Raw genomic sequence first — 22,520 nt, 5'->3', positions numbered from 1 at the left:
TGTTTGCTAGTATGGGTATAACAAATGATAAAAAAAACTGGCCTTATTGTTTAATTTTAGTTAATACATGCAATTGCTTCATCAATTGTCTTTGAAGATACCCCTTAAATTACCGGTTGAAATTCCGAAAATCATTTCCTGTAGGTTCCTCAAAAACCTCGAGTTCAAATTCAGAAGTGATGGTAAATAGATGATCAAAAATATCAGATATAATAGTCTCGTATTTTAGCCATTCTTTTTCTGCGCTAAAGCAATAAATTTCTAGTGGTAATCCTTTCGATGTAGATTCTAGCTGACGCACCATTATGGTCATGTCTTTATTAATACTGGGATGAGCCGTAATGTATTTTTCAGCATAGATTCTAAAAACGCCTATATTAGTCAGCCTCCTGATATTTACTGAAACGATCTCATTGTCCAATATTTCCGAATTAGTTTTTTGTACCTCATTTTCTTTTTGAGTGATGTAATTTTGAATTAGTTTGTATTTTTTGAATTGCGAGAGCATTTTTTCATCACAAAACTGAAAACTACTGACTTTTAAATAAATAGCTCTTTTTATTCGTCTCCCGCCAGAATCACTCATACCTCGCCAGTTCTTGAAAGAGTCTGTGATAAAAGCATAAGTGGGTATTGTAGTGATCGTTTTATCCCAATTTTGAACTTTTACAGTATTTAAATTGATTGACATCACATCGCCGTCCGCATCATATTTTGGCATCGAAATCCAGTCTCCTACCCGAACCATATCATACACGGACATTTGAATACTGGCAACAAACCCCAGAATGGTATCTTTGAAAATTAAAAGTAAAATAGCCGTCATGGCGCCCATTGCCCCTAGAAAATAGAAAGGACTTTTGCCTAACATGATGGATAAAACCAGTATTCCTCCAATAAAATAGACTACAATTTTAAGTACCTGAATGTAACTGGTAATCGGTTTGTCTTTTAAAATTAAGGTATTGGACACTATTTCATCAAAGACTGATAATACAGTAATAACAGAATGTATTATTACTAAAATTATGAAGATATTTGATAGAATAATTATATACTCAATTGCTTTTGGAAAATCTCCAAAGATGTATGGAGCAACCATGATAATGATGAAAGCAGGGACTAAATAGGCTATTTTTTCAAAAACTCTTCTTTCTATCAGGACATCATCCCAAACTACTTTTGTTTTTAAAAAAATTTTGTGCACAAAACGAACTATAATTATTTTCGTTAAATACCAAGACAAAAAACTTATTATAAACAATACAAAAATAAGCGTCAAAAGTTTCAAATACAAAGCCACTATTGGATCTAAACCAAAATCTTCAATAAACCATTTGTCTAACCAGAGTGCGATGTTGTATTTTTTTTCAATTTGAATCATAGTAAATTTAGCTTTAAAGGTAAAGATAGGCTACCTATTCTAAGCAGTCAAAAACCAGCTCCGCATTGTGTTTACATTAACATCTTGTACTAGTATTTACAGCTATTTTCTTTGAATGAAATACAACCTCTTGTCATATTGCATTTTAAACTAAAAAACCCTTTCAAAGTTTAAACTTTGAAAGGGTTTTGAATTAAAAGACGCTATTTAATAAATCGGATGTTCTAATTGTTATTTTGACATAAATGGTATTACAACTTTCCTTCTTTTATTTCTTCTACAATCTCTGGATTTAATAGGGTAGAAATATCTCCAAAATTAGAATAATCTCCTTCTGCAATTTTTCTAAGGATTCGTCTCATGATTTTTCCGGAGCGTGTTTTTGGTAAACCGTTAACAAACTGAATTTTATCTAACTTGGCAATAGGCCCAATATGATCTGAAATATGCTGATTAATCTCTTTGGCTAAGTTTTCTTTATTTCTGGTTTCTCCGGTTTCTTTAAGGATTACAAAACCATATAATGCATTCCCTTTGATGTCGTGAGGAAAACCTACAATGGCTGATTCCGCAACAGCAGGATGTTCATTTATAGCATCTTCAATAGGTGCTGTTCCCAGATTATGACCGGAAACAATTACCACATCATCTACTCTTCCTGTGATTCTATAATACCCAACCTCATCACGTAAAGCACCGTCTCCTGTGAAAAATTTACCTGGAAAGGCAGAGAAATACGTGTCTTTGTAGCGCTGATGATCACCCCAGATTGTTCTGGCAATTCCTGGCCATGGAAATTTGATGCACAAACTACCAACGACCTGATTCCCTTCTATTTCATTTCGTTTTTCATCCATTAGTACGGGTTGAATTCCGGGTAATGGCAACGTGGCATAAGTAGGTTTTGTTGGGGTAACAAATGCAATAGGCGATATCATAATTCCTCCTGTTTCAGTTTGCCACCAAGTATCTACAATAGGACATCTTCTGTCCCCAACATGATTGTTGTACCAATGCCAAGCTTCTTCGTTTATAGGTTCACCAACTGACCCAATAACTTTTAAGGACTTCAATGGGTATTTTAATACAAATTCTACATTCTCTTTTGCAAGCGCACGAATAGCAGTTGGCGCCGTGTAAAACTGGGTAACTTTGTGTTTTTCGATGGTTTGCCAAAAGCGACTGAAATCAGGATAAGACGGAACGCCTTCGAAAATTACGGTCGTAGCTCCGTTCAATAACGGGCCGTAAAGAATATAGGAATGTCCGGTAATCCAGCCAATGTCAGCGGTACACCAAAAAACATCATTTTCTTCATAATTGAATACATTCTTGAAAGTGTAGGCAGTATACACCATATACCCTGCAGTGGTGTGAACCATTCCTTTGGGTTTTCCTGTTGAACCGGAGGTGTACAAAATAAACAACGGATCCTCAGCATCCATGATTTCGGCTACATTATTATCTGAAGCCTGATCCAAAAGTGGTTCCAACCATTGGTCACGACCTGCTTTCATATTGATCTTTGAATGAATTCTTTTGGCTACTAAAACTTTTTCAACACAAGGACATTTTTCCAACGCTTCATCAACAATTACTTTTAAGTCGATTGTTTTGTTACCACGAAATCCACCATCAGAAGTAATAACCATTTTACATTCACTATCATTAATTCTAGCTGATACCGCAGAAGCTGAAAAGCCCGCAAAAACAACAGAATGTATGGCACCAATTCTGGCACATGCTAATATTGAAACGGCTAATTCTGGGATCATAGGCAAATAAATACAAACGCGATCTCCTTTACTTATGCCTTGCTCACGCAACACATTTGCCATTTTGCAGACCCGTTGATGCAATTCATTATAGGTAATATGCAATGCTGCTTCTGAAGGATCATTCGGTTCAAAAATAATAGCCGTTTTTTCGCCTCTTTTTGCAAGATGTCTGTCGATACAATTTTTTACAATATTCACTTTGGCTTCAGTAAACCATTTTATGTCGGCTTCAGCCATATTAAAATCAACAACTTTATCCCATTGTTGGTACCATGTAAAATTTTCCTCTGCTATTTTTCCCCAAAATTTTCGAGGTTCACGAACTGATTTATTGTAATGTTTAAAATATTGTTCTAAATTTTCAATTTTATAGTAGCTCATGTTTTAATTTTTTATAAAAGTATTAAATCTAAGTCTATTCCTAATACTATTTAGACTATAAATACCCACAAAAAAAAATGGATTATTCAATATAAATAGCTTTTAATTACCAATATGATTAATTTTTACTTTTTTGAGGGAATATGTAAAACACAAAAAGCGGAAATATATAAATACCTCCGCTTTTTGTATCAACAAAAAATCCCTAACAATTAATTTAGCAACGACAAATAGTATTTTATTTGAACTATAACCAACCTATTCAGTTGTAATAAAACACCAATCGCTAAAAATTTTCGCGTTGATTTATTTAAGATCAATCATTATTACACTGCACCATTTTTATAAATTATTAGGGATTACTTCACTTAATGTTCAATCTCGCTCGACATTAAGTGAATGTAAAAGCGACTATATTCATACTATTTCTTTAATAAATTTTAACTAATTCAAAATATTATAAAACCAATGGTATAGCGCTAATCCCAACACACCCTCTTGTGTGGTAATTCCTAATTTTTTTATCCAATTTTTTTCATCGCAGTCATGGATTCTCTCAACCACTCCCCAACTTCTTCTATTGGATGTTGACGAATGCTTTTGTTTACTGCAATAAGAACCGCATTGTCAACTCCATTTGAAGTTGAAAAAGGTTTCCCTATCACATTAGTATCTACCGTTTTCATAAAATTAATCAACAATGGTTTGCAGGCGTGATCAAATAAATAACAACCATATTCTGCAGTATCCGAAATGATTCGGTTCATTTCATACAGTTTTTTTCGGGCTACTGTATTGGCAATCAGAGGCAATTCGTGTAAAGACTCATAATACGCTGATTCTTCAATAATTCCTGTTTGAGTCATGGTTTCAAAAGCCAATTCGACACCCGCTTTCACCATGGCAATCATCAAAACACCATTGTCAAAATACTCTTGTTCTGAAATATGTGCAGCTGTTGGTGCTGTTTTTTCGAAGTTAGTTTCTGCAGTTGCAGCTCTCCAAGTCAATAAATTGATATCATCATTAGCCCAGTCGATCATCATATTTTTGGAAAATTCGCCAGAGATAATATCGTCCATGTGTTTTTGAAACAACGGACGCATGATGTCTTTTAATTTATCTGCTAATTCATACGCTTCAATTTTTGCGGGATTAGACAAACGATCCATCATATTTGTAATTCCACCATGCTTTAAAGCTTCTGTAACTGTTTCCCAACCATATTGAATTAATTTTGAAGCATAAGCAGGCTCGATTCCTTTTTCAACCATTTTATCGAAACATAAAATAGATCCGGTTTGCAACATTCCACAAAGAATGGTTTGTTCTCCCATTAGATCTGATTTTACCTCGGCTACAAATGAAGAGTTTAAAACTCCTGCTTTGTGGCCTCCGGTAGCAACCGCATACGCTTTTGCTTGTTCAAAACCAGCTCCGTTTGGATCATTTTCGGGGTGAACCGCGATTAAAGTGGGTACACCAAAACCTCTCTTGTATTCTTCACGTACTTCTGATCCAGGGCATTTTGGCGCACACATAATTACAGTGATATCTTTCCGAATTTGCATTCCTTCCTCTACAATATTGAAACCATGAGAATAAGCAAGCGTTGATCCGTTTTTCATCAAAGGCATGATTGCCGTAACTACAGCTGTATGTTGCTTGTCTGGTGTAAGGTTGCATACCAAATCAGCTGTTGGAATTAATTCTTCATACGTTCCCACTTTGAATCCATTATCAGACGCATTTTTAAACGAAGCTCTTTGTTCCGAAATTGCATCGGCGCGTAAAGCATAAGAAATATCCAAACCAGAATCTCTCATGTTCAACCCTTGGTTCAACCCTTGTGCTCCACACCCTACAATGACTACTTTTTTTCCTGCTAAAGCTTTAATTCCGTCTACAAATTCAGACTGATCCATGAATTCGCAAACACCTAATTGTTCTAATTGTAATCTGAGTGGTAATGAATTGAAATAATTTGCCATTTTTTATTGTTTAATGATTGTAAAATTTAATAATTGTAATAATTAATGCTGATAAGATTGAGATTCCTCCTTGGTCGGAATGACAAACTACATAGCGACTGAACACTTTTAAGAAAGTTTTTCTAATAATGTTGAAATCTCCATTTTTGCTTTGGAAACTGATATTCTCCCGGAACGAACAAATTGCATGATTCCAAAAGGTTTTAATTTATCGTACAATGATTCAATTTCAGCACGTTGTCCTGATTTTGAAATCACAAAAAAGTCTCTGGCTACTGTAACTATCTCGGAATGGCTTTCTTTGATGATATTCTGAATTTGTTTTTCGTCAAATAGCAAGCTCGACTCAATTTTGAATAATGCATTTTCTAAGAAAATAGTTTCTTCGTCAATATGATAAAAAGCTTTGATGACTTCAATTTGTTTCTCGATTTGTCCTACAATGTTATGTACCCATTTTTCGGTAGTATTCACCACGATAATAAATCTGGAAACACTTTCTATCTCCGATTCGGATACATTTAAACTCAAAATATTGATATGGCGTTTCAAGAATATTCCAGATATTCTGTTCAATAAGCCAACGTTGTTTTCTGAATAAACAGAAATGGTGAATGTTTTATTTTCCATGTTTTTTATCCTCCCCCAGCCCCCTCCAAAAGAGGGGGTGCCGAAACTAGCTTAGGGTGTGTTTATAATTTTTATTACTAATTCAAAAATATAATCTATTAACAATTTCTCTTTCAATCTCCCTCCCCTTCGGGGAGGGTTGGGATGGGGATTAACTCAATCTTATATCAGATACCGATGCTCCTGTTGGAATCATTGGGAATACGTTATTTTCTTTTTCTACCATAACTTCCAGGAAATAGGATTCTTTTGAAGTCATCATTTCGGCAACAGCCGCATCAAGATCTTCCCTTTTGGTTACTTTTTTTGCTTTGATGTAATAGCCTTCAGCAATGGCTATAAAATTAGGATTGATCATTTCGGTCGAAGCGTATCTTTTGTCAAAGAACAATTGTTGCCATTGACGAACCATACCTAAAAATTCATTGTTCAAGACCACAATTTTCACAGGAACTTTAGTCTGGAAAATAGTTCCTAATTCCTGAATGGTCATTTGAAACCCTCCATCTCCAATTATGGCTACTACTTCTCGATTTGGCATTCCCATTTTGGCACCAATCGCAGCAGGCAATGCAAATCCCATGGTTCCTAAACCACCTGAAGTGACATTACTTTTGGTCGAATTGAATTTGGCATACCGACAGGCAAACATTTGGTGTTGTCCTACATCCGAAACCATAATGGCATCTCCTTTAGAATGCTTGTTAATCATTTCAATCGTTTCTCCCATAGAAATTCCTTCTTTCTTAGGCTTTAACTCATCATTGATTACAGCTTCTAATTCAATTTCATATTTTTCTTTGAATTTATTGTGCCAGGATTCATGTGTATTATTTTCGATAAAAGGAAGTAAAGCGGTTAAAGACTCTTTGACATCTGCTAAAACGGCCACTGTTGTTTTTACGTTTTTATCGATTTCGGCTGAATCAATTTCAAAGTGGATTACTTTTGCTTGCTTTGCATAGGTTTCCAGATTTCCGGTGACACGATCATCAAAACGCATTCCAAGGGCAATCAAAACATCACATTCATTCGTCAAAACGTTAGGACCATAATTACCGTGCATCCCTAACATCCCTACATTCAGCGGATGATCAGTAGGCAATGCCGAAAGTCCTAAAATAGTCCAAGCGGCGGGAATTCCTGATTTTTCAACAAATGCTTTGAGTTGTTCTTCGGCTTCACCAAGGATAATTCCCTGACCAAATACGATAAAAGGTTTTTTGGACGTATTAATAATTGCAGCTGCTTCCTTAACTTTTTCCAGATTTAAAGTCGGCTTTGGATTGTAACTTCTGATGCTGGTACATTTTTTATAGCTGAATTCCATTTGGTCAAACTGAGCATTTTTTGTAATATCAATTAATACGGGCCCTGGACGACCTGATTTAGCAATATAAAAAGCTTTTGCCATGATCTCCGGAATTTCAGAAGCTTCGGTAATTTGATAATTCCACTTGGTAACCGGAGTCGATATCCCAATAATATCTGTTTCCTGAAAGGCATCAGATCCCAATAAATGTTTCCCTACTTGTCCCGTGATGCACACCATGGGAGTCGAATCAATCTGTGCATCTGCAATTCCGGTAACTAAATTTGTGGCTCCCGGACCTGAAGTGGCTATCGCTACTCCTACTTTACCAGTCGCTCTTGCAAAACCTTGTGCTGCATGGGTAGCGCCTTGTTCATGACGTACTAAAACATGGTGTAATTGATCTTTAAATTTATATAATTCATCGTAAACGGGCATAATCGCACCACCTGGGTAGCCGTAAACCAAATTTACTCCTTCTTCTAATAAGCATCTAATAACGGCTTCGGCGCCGGATATTGTATTATTTTTCATTATTATTTTTTTAGGCTTATGTCAATTTTGCTATTGCTGTTGGCGTTGATTTTGAAGTTATTTATCAGTTACACATCCTGTTGAAGCGCTCGAGACCGCTCTGATGTATTTTAATAAAACTCCCTTATTTACTTTTAATTCAGGTTGAATCCAATTTGCTTTCCTATGTGCAAACTCTGCATCCGATATTTTTAAATTGATTGTATTTTTGACTGCATCAATAGTGATAATATCTCCATTTTTGACGAGCGCTATACCGCCTCCTTCAAAAGCTTCGGGTGTAACATGTCCCACAACAAATCCATGTGAACCACCAGAAAACCTGCCATCAGTAATCAGGGCTACGCTTTTTCCAAGACCAGCACCCATGATAGCTGAAGTAGGTTTAAGCATTTCAGGCATTCCGGGGCCACCTTTTGGACCACAGTACCGGATGACCACTACATTCCCTGGTTTGACTTCACCCCCGCGAACCCCAGTTATTACATCATGTTCATTTTCATAAACAATGGCATCTCCTTCAAAATACTCCCCTTCATTTCCGCTAATTTTAGCCACACAGCCTTCCTCAGCAAGATTTCCATACAAAATTTGAATGTTTCCTGTTGCTTTTAGTGCTTTTTGGATTTCGTGTATTACTTGCTGACCGTCGTTCAAATCCGGAACAGCAGCTAAATTTTCAGCTAAAGTTTTTCCAGTTACTGTCAAACAGTCTCCATGTAACAATCCTTCTTTTAATAAATATTTCATTACTGCGGGAACTCCTCCAGCTTCATGGAGATCTTCCATCAGGTATTTTCCACTCGGTTTCAAATCGGCAAGTAATGGTGTTTTGTCACTTATATCTTGAAAATCTTTAAGTGTAATTTCAATATCTACAGCATGTGCCATAGCGATTAAGTGCATTACTGCATTCGTAGAACCGCCTAAAACAGCTACCATGGTAATCGCATTTTCAAATGCTTTACGTGTCATGATATCTCGAGGTTTTATATCTTTTTCTAACAAAATTCTGATTGCTTTTCCAGCATCAATGCATTCTTGTTGTTTTTCGTCACTTAATGCCGGATTAGAAGAACTGTAGGGCAAGCTCATTCCTAAAGCTTCAATAGCCGAAGACATCGTATTGGCCGTATACATACCTCCGCAGGCTCCTGCGCCGGGACATGCGTTTTGAATCACTCCTTTGAAATCTTCTGGAGCGATTGTATTGTTAAATTTTTTTCCCAATGCTTCAAAGGCAGACACTATATTTAACGATTCCCCTTTCCATTTTCCAGAATGAATTGAGCCTCCATAAACCATGATAGAAGGGCGATTGACTCTTCCCATGGCCATGACGGAACCTGGCATGTTTTTATCACAGCCTGGAATAGCGATTAGTGCATCATACCATTGTGCTCCCATTACGGTTTCAATAGAATCTGCAATTACATCTCTGGAAACTAAAGAAAAACGCATTCCATCAGTACCGTTTGAAATACCGTCACTTATACCAATAGTATTAAAAATCAACCCTACTAAGTCCTCTTTCCAGACTCCTGTTTTTATTTTTTTAGCCAAGCCGTTCAGGTGCATGTTACAGGGATTTCCCTCATATCCCATACTAACAATTCCAACTTGTGCTTTTTTTAAATCTTCTTCAGTCAGACCAATACCGTACAACATTGCTTGTGCTGCAGGTTGTGTTTCATCTTGTGTTATGGTCTTGCTGTATTTATTTAATTCCATTGTCGGTTTATTTGTGTCGGTTTTTATCTGTTTAAAATTATTGAAAGTCAACGAGTGTTGCCTAAACAATAGTCGATTGTCCTATGTAAACATTGTCATTATTGAAATACAATAATTCATCTTTGCTTAAAATATAATTGGATATAAAATCACCTACTTCATTGGTGCCAAATTTAGAATAGGGATTCAAATCTGCTGTGACGACATTTAATTCAATTGCTTTTTCTACCGCTTCATATACTTTTTTAGCTTCTAACTGAAGTCCAAAATGTTCTAAAAGCATAGCAGCAGATAATATTGAGGCAATTGGATTGGCCGTATTTTTGCCTTTTGCCTGAGAAAAAGTGCCGTGTACCGGTTTAAAAAGGGCACTGGAATTCCCCAGAGATGCTGATGGCAATAATCCAATGGCTCCTGTGATTACACTAGCTTCATCCGATAAAATATCACCAAATAAATTCTCGGTCAAAATGACATCAAATTGTTTTGGATTAATAATGATTTGCATCGCGGCATTATCAACATAAAGGAAATCTAAAGTTACATCAGGGTAATTTTCGCTGATTTCCTGGACTACTTTTCGCCATAATCGTGACGTTTCAAGAATACTGGCTTTGTCTACCAGAGTCACTTTTTTTTGTCTTTTCTGAGCTGTTCTAAACGCTAAATGACTAACTCTAATGATTTCCTCATCGGAATACTCACATAAATCAGAAGCTAATGTGCCTTGTGCATTCGTCTTTTTTTCACTGAAATAAGATCCCCCGGAAAGCTCCCTGAAAATCACAAAATCAGCACCCTCAATGATTTTTCTTTTCAAAGGGGATAAATCTAATAAATCCTTATACGGTTTAACAGGTCTTATATTGGCATATAATCCTAATGCTTGTCTCAATTTCAATAAGCCGTTTACAGGGCGTAATTTTGGATCATGATTGTTGTCGTATTTTGTATTGCCAACAGCGCCAAACAATACAGCATCGGTATTCAGACAAAGATTCAATGTTTGCTCCGGCAATGGATTTCCTGTTTTTTCAATCGCAACGGCACCTATTAGTGCATCTTCAAATACAAACTCATGATCGAAAACCACACCAATTGCATACAATGCTTTTTTAGCCTGTAGGATTACCTCCGGACCTATTCCGTCTCCTGAAAGTACTGCTATTTTTAAATTCATAATAGTGCGATTTAAATTGTAATAGAAATCAAAATATTTTAGTTGAGGATTAATTCCTTACTCATTTTACAAGCTTCAATTATTTGATGAATATCATCATCAAGGACTTCTTTTTTGATATCGGCAAACCTCAAAAATTCAATATACACAACATCCAATTGTGTTTTTGAAAGTTCGTACCCCACTTTTTTGGCTCTGTAGGCCAATGCTGCTCTGCCGCTTCTGGCGGTAAGAACAATTGATGATTCATTGACACCAACTTCCAACGGATCCATGATTTCATAAGTCGCTCTGTTTTTGATTACCCCATCCTGATGAATTCCGGAGCTGTGTGCAAAAGCGTTAGCTCCAACAATTGCTTTATTGGGTTGCACCATCATTCCCATACTTTCAGATACTAATCGACTCATTTCATTCAGCTGACGGGTATTGATATTGGTATCTAAATTCAAATACGGATGTTGTTTGAAAATCATCACTACTTCTTCCAGTGCTGTATTTCCGGCTCTTTCGCCTATTCCGTTTATGGTACATTCAATTTGTCTGGCTCCATTTACCGCTCCTGCAATTGAATTTGCTGTAGCCATTCCTAAATCATTATGACAGTGGCATGACAGGATTACGTTATCAATTCCTTTGACGTTTTCTTTTAGATATTTAATCTTTGCGCCATATTCTTCCGGCAAGCAATAGCCAGTTGTATCTGGGATATTAAGCACGGTAGCACCTGATTTAATGACTGCTTCACAGACTCGAGCCAAGAACTCGTTGTCCGTTCTGCCAGCATCCTCCGCATAAAACTCCACATCTTCAACATACGATTTAGCATGGGAAACGGCAAATTTTGCTCGGGCAATAATATCTTCTCTGGTAGTATTCAGCTTGTGTACAATGTGTGACTCCGAAGTTCCTATTCCGGTATGTATTCTTGGTCTTTTTGCATGTTTTAAGGCTTGTGCCGCAACATCTATATCATTTTTTATCGCTCTGGTTAATCCACAAACAACTGCATTCTTAACGATTTTACTTATTTCTGAAACAGATAAAAAATCACCTGGACTAGATACCGGAAAACCCGCTTCGATGATGTCAACACCCATTTCGTCCAGTCGATTGGCTATGACTAGTTTTTGATTGGTATCTAATTTACATCCCGGAACTTGTTCGCCGTCTCTCAAGGTGGTATCAAAAATTTGAACTTTCTCTCTATTCATTTTCATTTATTTAATGTAATTTCACAACTTGATAACAAAAATATCTTTCATTACGTTAATATAAAACTCAATTTAATGAAATATACTGTTTATAAAGCAATAAAAAACTTAGTAAACAATTGAATTACAAAACATTAAGCTACACTATTCTACAATGGCTAACCATCAAAAAGATTTCTTGTTCGTATTAATTAAATCGCTTTCAAAATCTGAAAAAAGACAATTTAAGATTTTTGCCAGCCGATTAGAAACCAGTTCCAATACAAAATTCATCGAATTATTTAATGTTTTAGACAAATCAGAAGTCTATGAGGAGAAGCTTATTTTGAAAAGTGGGATTATCAAAAAAGTACAATTATCCAATCTGAAATCGTATTTATATAAACAAATTTTAGTAAGCATCCGATTGAATATTCCCAGTCAGAATATTCGATATCAGCTTAGAGAACAAATTGATTTTGCTGCTATTTTGTACAATAAAGGGCTGTACAAACAAAGTTTAAAAATCTTGGATAAAACAAAGATTTTAGCGTTGGAAAATGACGAAAAACTCATGGCCTATGAAATTGTAGAATTTGAGAAACTCATTGAATCCCAATACATAACCCGAAGTATTCAAGGACGCGCAGATGAATTGGTTATTCAGGCTAAAGAACTGAATTATCGCAATACCATTTCCAGTAAATTATCTAATTTATCCTTGCAATTGTACGGTATTATGCTTAAAACCGGATATGTAAAAAGCGACGAAGAATACACCTATATAGATGATTATTTCAACAAGCATATTTCAAAATTTGACGAGAAAAAGTTCGGTTTCAGAGAGAAATATTGGTTTTACAATGCCAATCTTTGGCGAAGCTTTTTAGTTCAGGATTTTTTATCCTGTTACAAATATGCTTTAAAGTGGGTGACTCTTTTTTATGACAACCCAAGTATGATTCATTTAAATCCGGTGTTTTTCCTGAAAGGCAATCATTATTTATTGGAGTCTCTATACATGCTGAAGTACAAATCAAAATTCAAAAAATATTTATTACTGCTGGAAAATACCATAAAAGATTCCCATTTTCCTGTAAATGATAATATTGCATCTTTATCATTTCTGTATTTATATAATAATAAATTGAATTATCATATACTGGAAGGTACTTTTGCAGAAGGAGAATACTTAATTCCTGAAGTTCTGGGTAAGTTAAAAATACATACGGATCATCTTGATGAACACCACGAAATGCTGTTTTACTATAAATTTGCTTCTATATATTTTGGGAATGAAAAATATACAGATTGTATTTTTTATTTGGAGAAAATCATAAACAATAAAAATCTTTCCATGCGAGAAGATTTAATGTGTTTTGCCAGATTACTCTGTTTGATAGCTCATTATGAATTAGGAAAAGATTATTATCTGGAAAATCAATTGAAAAATACTTATAAATTCCTAATCAAAATGAATGATTTGCATGAAGTGCAAAAAGAAATTATTAAGTTTTTGAAAAATTTAAACTCCATTTATCCAACAGATATCAAAAAAGAATTTGTAAAAATGAGAACAAGATTTATAGAACTGGAGAAAAACACCTATGAAAAAAGAGCTTTCCTTTATTTGGATATTATTTCTTGGCTAGAAAGCAAAATCGAAAACCGAAAAATAAGCGATATCATTAAGGAAAAAGCAAAATTGAATAATCGATAAAATAAAGTGGAACTATGCCCTTAATAATTTAAACGGATGAACGGATTTTTTAAAACAATTCTCGCAGGTTACGGTGCCAAAAAACTAGGCGGCGGCTGTTTTGGTACAATTTTAATTTTCATAATTATCTATTGGATATTAGGTTATTTTTAGAATTAAAACGCTAAAAACAACCTACTTATAATTTAAAAATTAATACGTCAATAGTTCTTTTAGGTCATTTTCGAATCGGCCTTTCGGCAAATATTGATCTTCCAATGCTTTAGTAAACGGAATTGGTGTGTCTAAACTTGCCACTCGTTTTACAGGAGCATCTAAGTATTTGAAACAATTTTCCATTATCATTGCCGAAAGATCACTGGCAATTCCACCAAACATACTGTCTTCCTGATAAATAATTACTCTTCCCGTTTTCTTTACCGAAGCAAAAATAGCTTCGGTATCCAAAGGTTGTAAAGTTCTTAAATCCAATAAATCCGCTGAAATTTCAGGATTTTTTGCTAAAGTATCCAAAGCCCAATGCACTGCGGCACCAAACGAGATGATCGTAACCTGATCTCCTTCTTTCAACAAAGCCGCTTTTCCTAGTGGAATCGTATAATAATCAGAAGGAACCTCTTGATAAACGCTTCTGTACAATTGCTTGTGTTCAAAAAACAGTACCGGATTTGGGTCGTTTATGGAAGTATTCAACAATCCTTTCGCATCATACGGAAATGCTGGGTAAACCACTTTTAATCCCGGTGTTTTAGTAAACCAAGCCTCATTGGTCTGCGAATGAAAAGGCCCAGCTTGTGTTCCGCCACCGCAAGGCATTCGGACTACAACATCTGCTTTTTCTAACCATCGGTAATGTGATTTGGCTAATAAATTCACAATTGGATTGAATCCTGTCGAAACAAAATCTGCAAACTGCATTTCCACAATCGCTTTGTATCCATTTATAGACAATCCCATTCCTGCCGAAACCACTGCACTTTCACAAATTGGCGTATTGATGACACGCTCTTTGCCAAACTGCGCTACAAAACCATCTGTGATTTTGAAAGCACCACCATAGTCAGCAATGTCTTGGCCCATGATTACTGAGTTCTCATGGCGTTCCATCGATTGTCTCAAACTGGCAGAAATGGCATCTACAAAACGAATATTTTCTTTTTTTTCTGAAGGGTTAACTTGTTCAAATACATGCGTTTTATAAACATCATTTAGTTCTTCACTTAAAGTAGCTTCAATTTCTGGTTCGGCATTGGCAATAGCCAAACTTTCATCAATATCCTTCTTTATTTCAGCATGTAAAGCAGCGTCAAAATCCGCGGTAAGAATCCCATTTTCTGACAAGTATTTTCTATAATTTTCTACTGGATCTTTAATCGCCCACAGGTCCATTAATTCCTGCGGAACGTATTTAGTCCCACTCGCCTCTTCATGTCCACGCATCCGGAAGGTTTTAAATTCCAATAAAACAGGACGTGGATTTTCTTTCATCGAAGCCTTTAATTCAGATAATAAATTATAAACTTCCAGAATATTATTTCCATCAACAATATGGCTTTCCATTCCGTAGCCTTTTCCTTTATCGGCCAGGTTTTCGCAACGGTATTGTTCATTTGTAGGTGTTGAAAGCCCATACCCGTTATTCTCTATCACAAATAAAACCGGTAATTCCCAAACCGAAGCAATATTCAACGCTTCATGAAAATCGCCTTCACTTGTTGCTCCTTCGCCTGTAAAAACGGCAGTAACTTTTCCGTTTTTCTTTAGTTTATTGGCTAAAGCGATTCCGTCAGCCACACCTAATTGCGGACCTAAATGCGAAATCATTCCTATAATTTTATATTGTTGGGTTCCAAAGTGAAAACTGCGATCACGTCCTTTAGTAAAACCGTTGGCTTTGCCCTGCCATTGTGAAAAAAGACGGTACAACGGAATGTTTCTTCCGGTAAAAACTCCTAGGTTTCTATGCATTGGCAAAATGTATTCATCCGAATCTAAAACTGCCGTAACACCAACAGAAATTGCCTCTTGACCTATTCCAGAGAACCATTTTGATACTTTTCCCTGACGGATAAGAATCAGCATTTTTTCCTCTATCAGTCTTGGTTTCAGTATTCTTTTATATAAATCTAATAATTGATCGTCAGTAAGATTTTTTTTGTCAAAGGTCATTTTTCCCGTTTTATTATATGGTTCAAAGATAAAAAAATATAACAGTTTGATATTGTTTTGTTATATTTTTTTACATTGTTTGTACGTTTTAAAATTCAGATATAAAATTATTCTTTACATTTGTATCTGCAAGGTTTTTAACCTTCAAGATTATTAAAAAATATTTAAAAGTATGCAAAACATTCCTAGTGTTGACTTGCGTGATTTCCTTTCGGACGACCCGAAACGTAAACAAAAATTTGTAAATGAAATCGGAAGTGCATTTGAAGATATTGGCTTCGTAGCACTCAAAGGGCATTTTTTAAACGACCAGTTGGTTGATGAATTGTATGGTGAAATCAGAAATTTTTTCGCTTTACCTTTAGAAACAAAACACGGGTATGAAATTCCTGGTATTGGCGGACAAAGAGGGTATATTTCTTTTGGAACAGAGCATGCGAAAGGCAGAAAAGAAGGCGATTTGAAGGAGTTTTGGCACTTTGGACAATACGTATCCGAAGGTTCAAAATATGCTTCTGAATATCCTGAAAATGTCGAAGTAAAAGAACTGCCTCGTTTTAATGTAGCCGGTAAGGAGGCCTATCAAATGCTGGAGAAAACCGGTGTTTATGTTTTAAGAGCTTTGGCAATTCACCTTGGTTTGGATGAATTTTATTTTGACCAATATGCCAAAGATGGAAATTCAATCTTACGACCTATTCACTACCCACCAATCACGTCTGAACCAGAAAATGCTATTCGTGCTGCTGCTCACGGTGATATCAACTTGATTACTTTGTTGATGGGTGCGCAAGGGAAAGGGTTACAAGTGCAAAATCATAACGGAGAATGGATTGATGCCATTGCAGAACCGGATGAATTAGTGATCAATGTGGGTGATATGTTATCGCGTCATACGAATAACAAATTGAAATCGACCATTCATCAGGTGGTAAACCCACCAAGAGAGTTATGGGGAACTTCACGGTATTCTATTCCGTTTTTTATGCATCCGGTGAGTGATATGAAATTGAATTGTTTGGAAAACTGTATTGATGCAGAACATCCAAAAAAATTCGAAGACATTACTTCGGGAGCCTATTTATACGAACGTTTAGTAGATTTGGGACTTATTAAAAAATAAACTTAAATTTACTTCAGATACCAAAAGACATTAAGTGTATGCTTAATGTCTTTTGTTTTTTTTTAATGGTGGAGACTTAAAGAAAACAGCATAATTTTAACCACATAGAAACATAGATAGAACAGAATAATACAAACCATTTTTGAATTTACATAGCAATGTTTTACTGTAAAAAAGTAAAACGCATCATTCTATGAAATATGGCTATGATTCTATGTGGTAAAAAATAATTTAAATATAATATGGACTTACAAGACCAATTAAAAAACCTTTTTCCGGATCACGAACCATCGCCTGAAGAGCCGATTGAAGAAATGACACACGAATTATACGTTCAAAAGGAGCCTATGATTTGCAAATTCGAAAAACGAAAAGGAAAAGCAACCACTATAATTGAGGGTTATGAAGGAACCGACGCCGATTTTAAAGTTCTTGCTAAGGAAATTAAAACCAAATTGAGTGTTGGCGGTACTTTTAAAGATGATTCTATTATTATTCAGGGGGATTATCGCGATAAAATAATGATTATTTTAAAAGAAAAAGGCTTTAAAGTAAAACGTGTGGGAGGGTAATCCCCACCTAACCTCCCCAAAGGGAAGGAACCAAAACGAAATAAAAGAATACAATCTAAATCAGGAATCGGCTCCCTCTCCTTTGGAGAGGGCTAAGGAGAGGAAAAAATACTTTAATAATGATACAATCATCCGAATTAATATTAAATCCAGACGGTAGTGTATACCATTTGAATTTAAAACCAGAACACATTGCACACGATATCCTCTTTGTAGGAGATCAAAATCGCGTGGAGAAAATCACACAGTTTTTTGACAGTATTGAATTTTCGACACAAAAAAGAGAATTCAAAACCCAAACCGGGATTTTCAAAGGCAAACGAATTACTGTAATGTCCACAGGAATTGGTCCTGACAATATTGATATCGTTATCAACGAATTGGACGCTTTAGTCAATATTGATCTGGAAACCCGTCAGCCAAAAGAAAAGCTAACTTCATTGAATATCATCCGAATTGGAACTTCGGGTTCTTTACAAGCGGATATTCCTGTGGACAGTTTTGTGATGTCAAAATTTGGATTAGGTTTGGACAATATGCTCCGCTCCTATTTGATTGACGAAGTTTCGAATCTTGAAATGGAAGATGCTTTTGTAAAACACACCAATTGGGATTTACGAAAAGGAAAACCATACGTAATCGCATGTTCCGAAAAATTGGAAAAAATAATCGAAAGCAACAAAATGCACAAAGGAATTACCGCAACTGCAGGTGGTTTTTATGGTCCTCAAGGTCGCGTGTTGCGTTTGAATATTCAAGATGAAGCATTAAATTCTAAAATGGATAATTTTAAATTCGGTGACAACCAAATCACGAACTTGGAGATGGAAACTGCAGCTATTTATGGACTATCGGCACTTTTAGGGCACAATGCATTGTCATTAAACGCCATTATTGCCAATCGTGCTTCGGGAACATTTAGCAAAGATCCATACAAAGCCGTTGATGAATTGATTGCGTATACATTAGAAAAAATTGCTTTAGGATAGAGAAATTAATTTTCAAAATCTTCTCCAATTGTAGTTTTAAAAAAGTGCTGTTTAATTTTTTTAAAACTACATTTGTTTTTACAACAAAACGATAATGAAAATAATACTTACAGGTGCAACAGGAGTTTTGGGATCTCATATTATGTATGAAATTCTGGAGCTTTTCATCAACACTAAAATTGATGGAAAACTATTTATTATTGCCCGAAATAAAGGAAAAAACTCCGCTTTAGATAGAATAAACGAACTTTTATCCAGCAGCTATACACCACAAATCATAAAAGACAAAGGGATAGTAAAACTGCACGAATACATTGAAATCATTGATACTGATTTGGCTGTCATTCAGGACACTTTTTCAAACCAAATAAAAGATGCGTATTTCATTCATTCGGCTGGATTCGTGAATTTATCTACCGATGAAGAACAACGCGAAAAGATTTTTGAAGAGAATACTAAAATCACAAAATCCCTTTTCAATCTATTTCATCCTTTCATAAAAAAGTTCATTTACATCGGAACTGCTTTTTCATCTGGAAACCGAAAAGGATTAATTGACAATGATTTTCATAGTTTAGGATTCAAACCCGAGCATCGCAATGCCTATGAAAATGCTAAATTCCATTCGGAAAATTTTATAGCACAAGAATGTAAAAAAATTGGTTTGCCTTTTCAAATTCTGCGTCCAAGTGTGATTGGAGGCAAAATGTTAGGAACTGAAAATCCGTATTTTATTTCAAAATATATGGTTTTTTATCTTTTGGCAAAATTTTTTCACTTTACTTCACAGCGAAAAGGAGATCAAGAAAATGTGCGTTTTATCGTTAACGAAGACACCGTTTTGAACATTATTCCGGTGGATTATGTGGCAAAAGTGATTGTAAATACGTTTCAAAGAGACGATATTGAACAGCTTAATATTGTACATCATAAAAGTTTCAATATGGCAGATGGATTACAGTTAATCATGAAGGAAGTGGGGTACACTAATTTTACTTTGATACAAAATTCACTGGATTTTGCATATAAAAACACCATCGAAAAACTGTATTATGAAAGCATTGGCAAACATTTAAACCCTTATTTTACTACAGCTGCCAACGAATACGATACCACTTTGTTGAACTCCATTCTGGAAATACCCAAACTGGATCAGGAGGCTTTCACCAATATGATTCGGTATGCAAAATTGAATAATTTTAAAGATATTAATGTGTGATTGCTTCGTTCCTCGCAATAACATAATACCACAGCTATCAGGCTAAATCGTTAACCATGAAATTTCTAATAAAACATGAATCTTATTTTAGAAACCGACCGATTAATTTTAAGAGAAATGCTATTTTCAGATGCCGACGCATTATTTGAAATGGACAGCAATCCTAAGGTACATCAATATCTTTGGAACAAACCATTGACGGATATTAGCGAAGTACATTCCTATATAGAACTTGTTAGAGCACAATACTTTCGAAATAATATTGGACGATTTGTGGTTCTTTTGAAAGAAACCAATGAATTAATGGGTTGGGCCGGATTAAAATACAACACTGAAATGGTAAATAACAAAGTTCATTTCTATGATATTGGTTATCGGTTAAATGAAAAATTCTGGGGCAAAGGATACGCCAGCGAAGCCAGTTTTGCCTGGCTGGATTATGGTTTTAATGTAATGAAAATAAAAATTATGGAAGCAGCAGCACACACGGATAATATTGCCTCAAACAGAATATTAAAAAAAATTGGACTAAAAATGACGGAACAATATCTGGAAAATGGCGTTTCTTGGAATTGGTACGAATTAAAAAATCCTAACCTATAATGAACACAATAAAAATAGCCGGAGTTCCGGAACATTTTAATCTTCCTTGGCATTTAGCCATAGAAAGCGGAGATTTCGAAAAAGAAAATATCGATTTACAATGGACTGATGTTCCCGAAGGAACCGGAAAAATGTGTCAAATGCTCCGTGACGGCGAAACGGATATCGCCATAATCCTAACCGAAGGAATTGTAAAAGATATCCTTGCCGGAAACCCAAGTAAAATAGTGCAGCTGTATGTGGAAAGTCCCTTAATTTGGGGAATTCACGTAGCTGCAAACTCCAATTATAAGACATTAGCAGACTTAGAAAACACCAAAGTTGCCATATCCAGGTTGGGTTCCGGTTCCCAATTAATGGCGTATGTCAATGCCGATAATCAGTCCCGACTGCATTCAGGATGGAAAACAGATACTCTTCAGTTTGAAATTGTAAATACTATCGATGGAGCCGTTGAAGCCTTGACAAACGAAACTGCAGATTATTTTATGTGGGAACGTTTCATGACCAAACCATTAGTTGACAAAGGTGTTTTTCGTAGAATTGCGGATTGTCCAACACCTTGGCCTTGTTTTGTAATTGCGGTTCGAGAAGAATTTTTGAAAAATAATCCAGTCCTTATTTCAAAAATTCTGGCAATCATTAATCAAACTACAGAAGATTTCAAAGATATTCCAAGTATTGACAAAACGTTGGCTTCAAATTACCATCAAAAAATAGAAGATATTCAAGAATGGCTGTCGTTAACACAGTGGTCACAAAAACCATTAACTGTTGAAATGTTAAACAAAATTCAAAATCAGCTTTTTCAACTTAAAATTATCGAGAAAAAAGGTACTTTTGAAGACATTGTAAAAGCAGTCTAGATTATTGTTTTTATGCTACCATGATAAAAATAAAAAAAATCAATTTTCAAGGAATTAAACAAAAATTTCAGGTTGCAAAACCTTGGGACGACGTTATTATTTTTGTCCTGAACATATTGATTGCCATTCCGGTTTTTATCATCTTGCATCAGAATTTAATCAACCCAAATTGGCCTCTTAATATTGATAGAGTCGTTCTGTTTATAGTAATGATAGTCGTTATTCAAGTGCTCTTGCGGTTCATGAGAACGATTATTCTTTTTTGTATTATCCTTTATTTTTTAATTTTAATTTATGGTTCTACTATAGGAAATTATGGGTTTAACAGCGTTTTTGAAGATTACAATTCTATCATGTATACCATGTCAGACAATCCATATCCGCAAGATATTATCATTGCTAAGCTACTTCCTTTCCCTAGTAAATCTAAGATTATTAATGCGATAGAATATCAAAATCCTAAAATTAGAAATTTTGCAATTATGGCAACGTCAAAACATTTTAAAGATATAAAAGGGTATTCGGATTACAGGACTATTATCCAGTGTTTTGCAGTTTTCAAAGAAATTAACAATCGGTGGAACTACGTCAGCGATCCAAAAGGCGGGGATTATATAGCAACAGCCACGGAGTCCTTACTTTATTTTTCGGGTGATTGCGATGACCATTCGATATTAATGGCAGCCAGTATCAAAGCTATTGGCGGTACACCGCGATTGATTCATACCAAAGGGCACATTTATCCCGAAATACTGATTGGTACAGTTACTGATTTAGAAAAAGTAAATTTTCTAATTAAAAATATCCTTTTTGTAAATGAAAGCAAAGAAAAAAGACTCTTTTATCATGTTGATGAACGCGGCCAAATCTGGATGAATTTAGATTATACGGCCAGATATCCCGGAGGTCCTTTTTTATCAGAAGAAATTTTAGGAGCTTTGACCTTGAATTAATTAAAATCTTTTTTTAGTACTAATACTTCTCATTTGATAAAAGTTATTGAATCTTAAAGAAAAACCAATTGCAGTATTTTCTAATTTTTTTGATACTTTTTGAGAGTTATTTTCCGCTCTAAATACAGAAGTATCCCGTTGTTACGTCATTTTATTCATTAATTTTTTCTATCTTAACCCAACTGAAAATAT

Annotated in this window: 17 protein-coding genes; 8 read left to right on the top strand and 9 right to left on the bottom strand. The window is 35.2% G+C overall.

The annotated features are described in order from the left end of the window. Nucleotides 1-109: 109 nt before the first annotated feature. The 8 genes from EKM03_RS07885 to EKM03_RS07850 all read right to left on the bottom strand — a co-directional run bounded on the left by EKM03_RS07885 (nucleotide 110) and on the right by EKM03_RS07850 (nucleotide 12,135). Complete coding sequence (locus EKM03_RS07885; RefSeq protein ID WP_126740147.1) at nucleotides 110-1,384, bottom strand: mechanosensitive ion channel family protein; 1,275 nt, start codon at nucleotides 1,382-1,384, stop codon at nucleotides 110-112. Nucleotides 1,385-1,635: 251 nt separating this feature from the next. Beyond that, a complete protein-coding gene (acs, locus tag EKM03_RS07880; protein WP_126563772.1) occupies nucleotides 1,636-3,543 on the bottom strand; it encodes an acetate--CoA ligase in 1,908 nt (635 codons plus the stop codon). A 521-nt stretch (nucleotides 3,544-4,064) separates the two neighbouring features. After that, a complete protein-coding gene (gene ilvC, locus EKM03_RS07875) occupies nucleotides 4,065-5,534 on the bottom strand; it encodes a ketol-acid reductoisomerase (RefSeq protein ID WP_126553235.1) in 1,470 nt (489 codons plus the stop codon). Nucleotides 5,535-5,642: 108 nt separating this feature from the next. Continuing rightward, on the bottom strand, nucleotides 5,643-6,164 hold the full coding sequence (ilvN, locus tag EKM03_RS07870; protein WP_126451599.1) for an acetolactate synthase small subunit: 522 nt from the start codon (nucleotides 6,162-6,164) through the stop codon (nucleotides 5,643-5,645). Between the two features lie 151 nt (nucleotides 6,165-6,315). Beyond that, nucleotides 6,316-8,010 (bottom strand): biosynthetic-type acetolactate synthase large subunit, encoded by a 1,695-nt coding sequence (ilvB, locus tag EKM03_RS07865; protein WP_126740146.1) that lies wholly within the window; start codon nucleotides 8,008-8,010, stop codon nucleotides 6,316-6,318. A 57-nt stretch (nucleotides 8,011-8,067) separates the two neighbouring features. After that, on the bottom strand, nucleotides 8,068-9,741 hold the full coding sequence (gene ilvD / locus EKM03_RS07860) for a dihydroxy-acid dehydratase (protein WP_126740145.1): 1,674 nt from the start codon (nucleotides 9,739-9,741) through the stop codon (nucleotides 8,068-8,070). A gap of 61 nt (nucleotides 9,742-9,802) precedes the next feature. Further along, nucleotides 9,803-10,921 carry a 3-isopropylmalate dehydrogenase gene (gene leuB / locus EKM03_RS07855; protein ID WP_126740144.1) on the bottom strand — a complete coding sequence of 373 codons (1,119 nt, stop codon included), beginning with the start codon at nucleotides 10,919-10,921 and terminating at the stop codon, nucleotides 9,803-9,805. Nucleotides 10,922-10,959: 38 nt separating this feature from the next. After that, nucleotides 10,960-12,135 carry a 2-isopropylmalate synthase gene (locus EKM03_RS07850; RefSeq protein WP_126740143.1) on the bottom strand — a complete coding sequence of 392 codons (1,176 nt, stop codon included), beginning with the start codon at nucleotides 12,133-12,135 and terminating at the stop codon, nucleotides 10,960-10,962. Between the two features lie 154 nt (nucleotides 12,136-12,289). On the opposite strand from EKM03_RS07850, the gene EKM03_RS07845 reads away from it, so the two are divergent. After that, on the top strand, nucleotides 12,290-13,834 hold the full coding sequence (locus EKM03_RS07845) for a hypothetical protein (protein ID WP_126576223.1): 1,545 nt from the start codon (nucleotides 12,290-12,292) through the stop codon (nucleotides 13,832-13,834). A gap of 192 nt (nucleotides 13,835-14,026) precedes the next feature. Here the strand turns inward: EKM03_RS07845 and EKM03_RS07840 are convergent, their stop codons facing one another. After that, nucleotides 14,027-16,003: a thiamine pyrophosphate-dependent enzyme gene (locus EKM03_RS07840; protein WP_126576224.1), complete on the bottom strand. Its 1,977-nt coding sequence runs from the start codon at nucleotides 16,001-16,003 to the stop codon at nucleotides 14,027-14,029. A gap of 172 nt (nucleotides 16,004-16,175) precedes the next feature. On the opposite strand from EKM03_RS07840, the gene EKM03_RS07835 reads away from it, so the two are divergent. The 7 genes from EKM03_RS07835 to EKM03_RS07805 all read left to right on the top strand — a co-directional run bounded on the left by EKM03_RS07835 (nucleotide 16,176) and on the right by EKM03_RS07805 (nucleotide 22,328). Further along, a complete protein-coding gene (locus tag EKM03_RS07835) occupies nucleotides 16,176-17,126 on the top strand; it encodes an isopenicillin N synthase family oxygenase (protein WP_126459743.1) in 951 nt (316 codons plus the stop codon). Between the two features lie 242 nt (nucleotides 17,127-17,368). After that, on the top strand, nucleotides 17,369-17,698 hold the full coding sequence (locus EKM03_RS07830; protein WP_126459745.1) for a translation initiation factor: 330 nt from the start codon (nucleotides 17,369-17,371) through the stop codon (nucleotides 17,696-17,698). A 119-nt stretch (nucleotides 17,699-17,817) separates the two neighbouring features. After that, a complete protein-coding gene (locus EKM03_RS07825) occupies nucleotides 17,818-18,687 on the top strand; it encodes a nucleoside phosphorylase (RefSeq protein ID WP_126740142.1) in 870 nt (289 codons plus the stop codon). 94 nt (nucleotides 18,688-18,781) lie between these two features. After that, nucleotides 18,782-19,906: an SDR family oxidoreductase gene (locus EKM03_RS07820; protein ID WP_126740141.1), complete on the top strand. Its 1,125-nt coding sequence runs from the start codon at nucleotides 18,782-18,784 to the stop codon at nucleotides 19,904-19,906. 75 nt (nucleotides 19,907-19,981) lie between these two features. Continuing rightward, entirely contained in the window at nucleotides 19,982-20,509 is a 528-nt protein-coding gene (locus EKM03_RS07815; protein ID WP_126740140.1) for a GNAT family N-acetyltransferase, read from the top strand. Further along, nucleotides 20,509-21,375 carry a substrate-binding domain-containing protein gene (locus EKM03_RS07810; RefSeq protein WP_126740139.1) on the top strand — a complete coding sequence of 289 codons (867 nt, stop codon included), beginning with the start codon at nucleotides 20,509-20,511 and terminating at the stop codon, nucleotides 21,373-21,375. Before EKM03_RS07815 ends, EKM03_RS07810 begins: the two co-directional genes overlap by 1 nt. 20 nt (nucleotides 21,376-21,395) lie before the next feature. Then, complete coding sequence (locus EKM03_RS07805) at nucleotides 21,396-22,328, top strand: transglutaminase (RefSeq protein WP_126740138.1); 933 nt, start codon at nucleotides 21,396-21,398, stop codon at nucleotides 22,326-22,328. The last annotated feature ends 192 nt before the right edge of the window (nucleotides 22,329-22,520 follow it).

The organism is Flavobacterium sp. GSP6, from assembly GCF_003984855.1.
GTDB lineage: Bacteria > Bacteroidota > Bacteroidia > Flavobacteriales > Flavobacteriaceae > Flavobacterium.
This window is presented reverse-complemented; position numbering and strand designations above follow the sequence as displayed.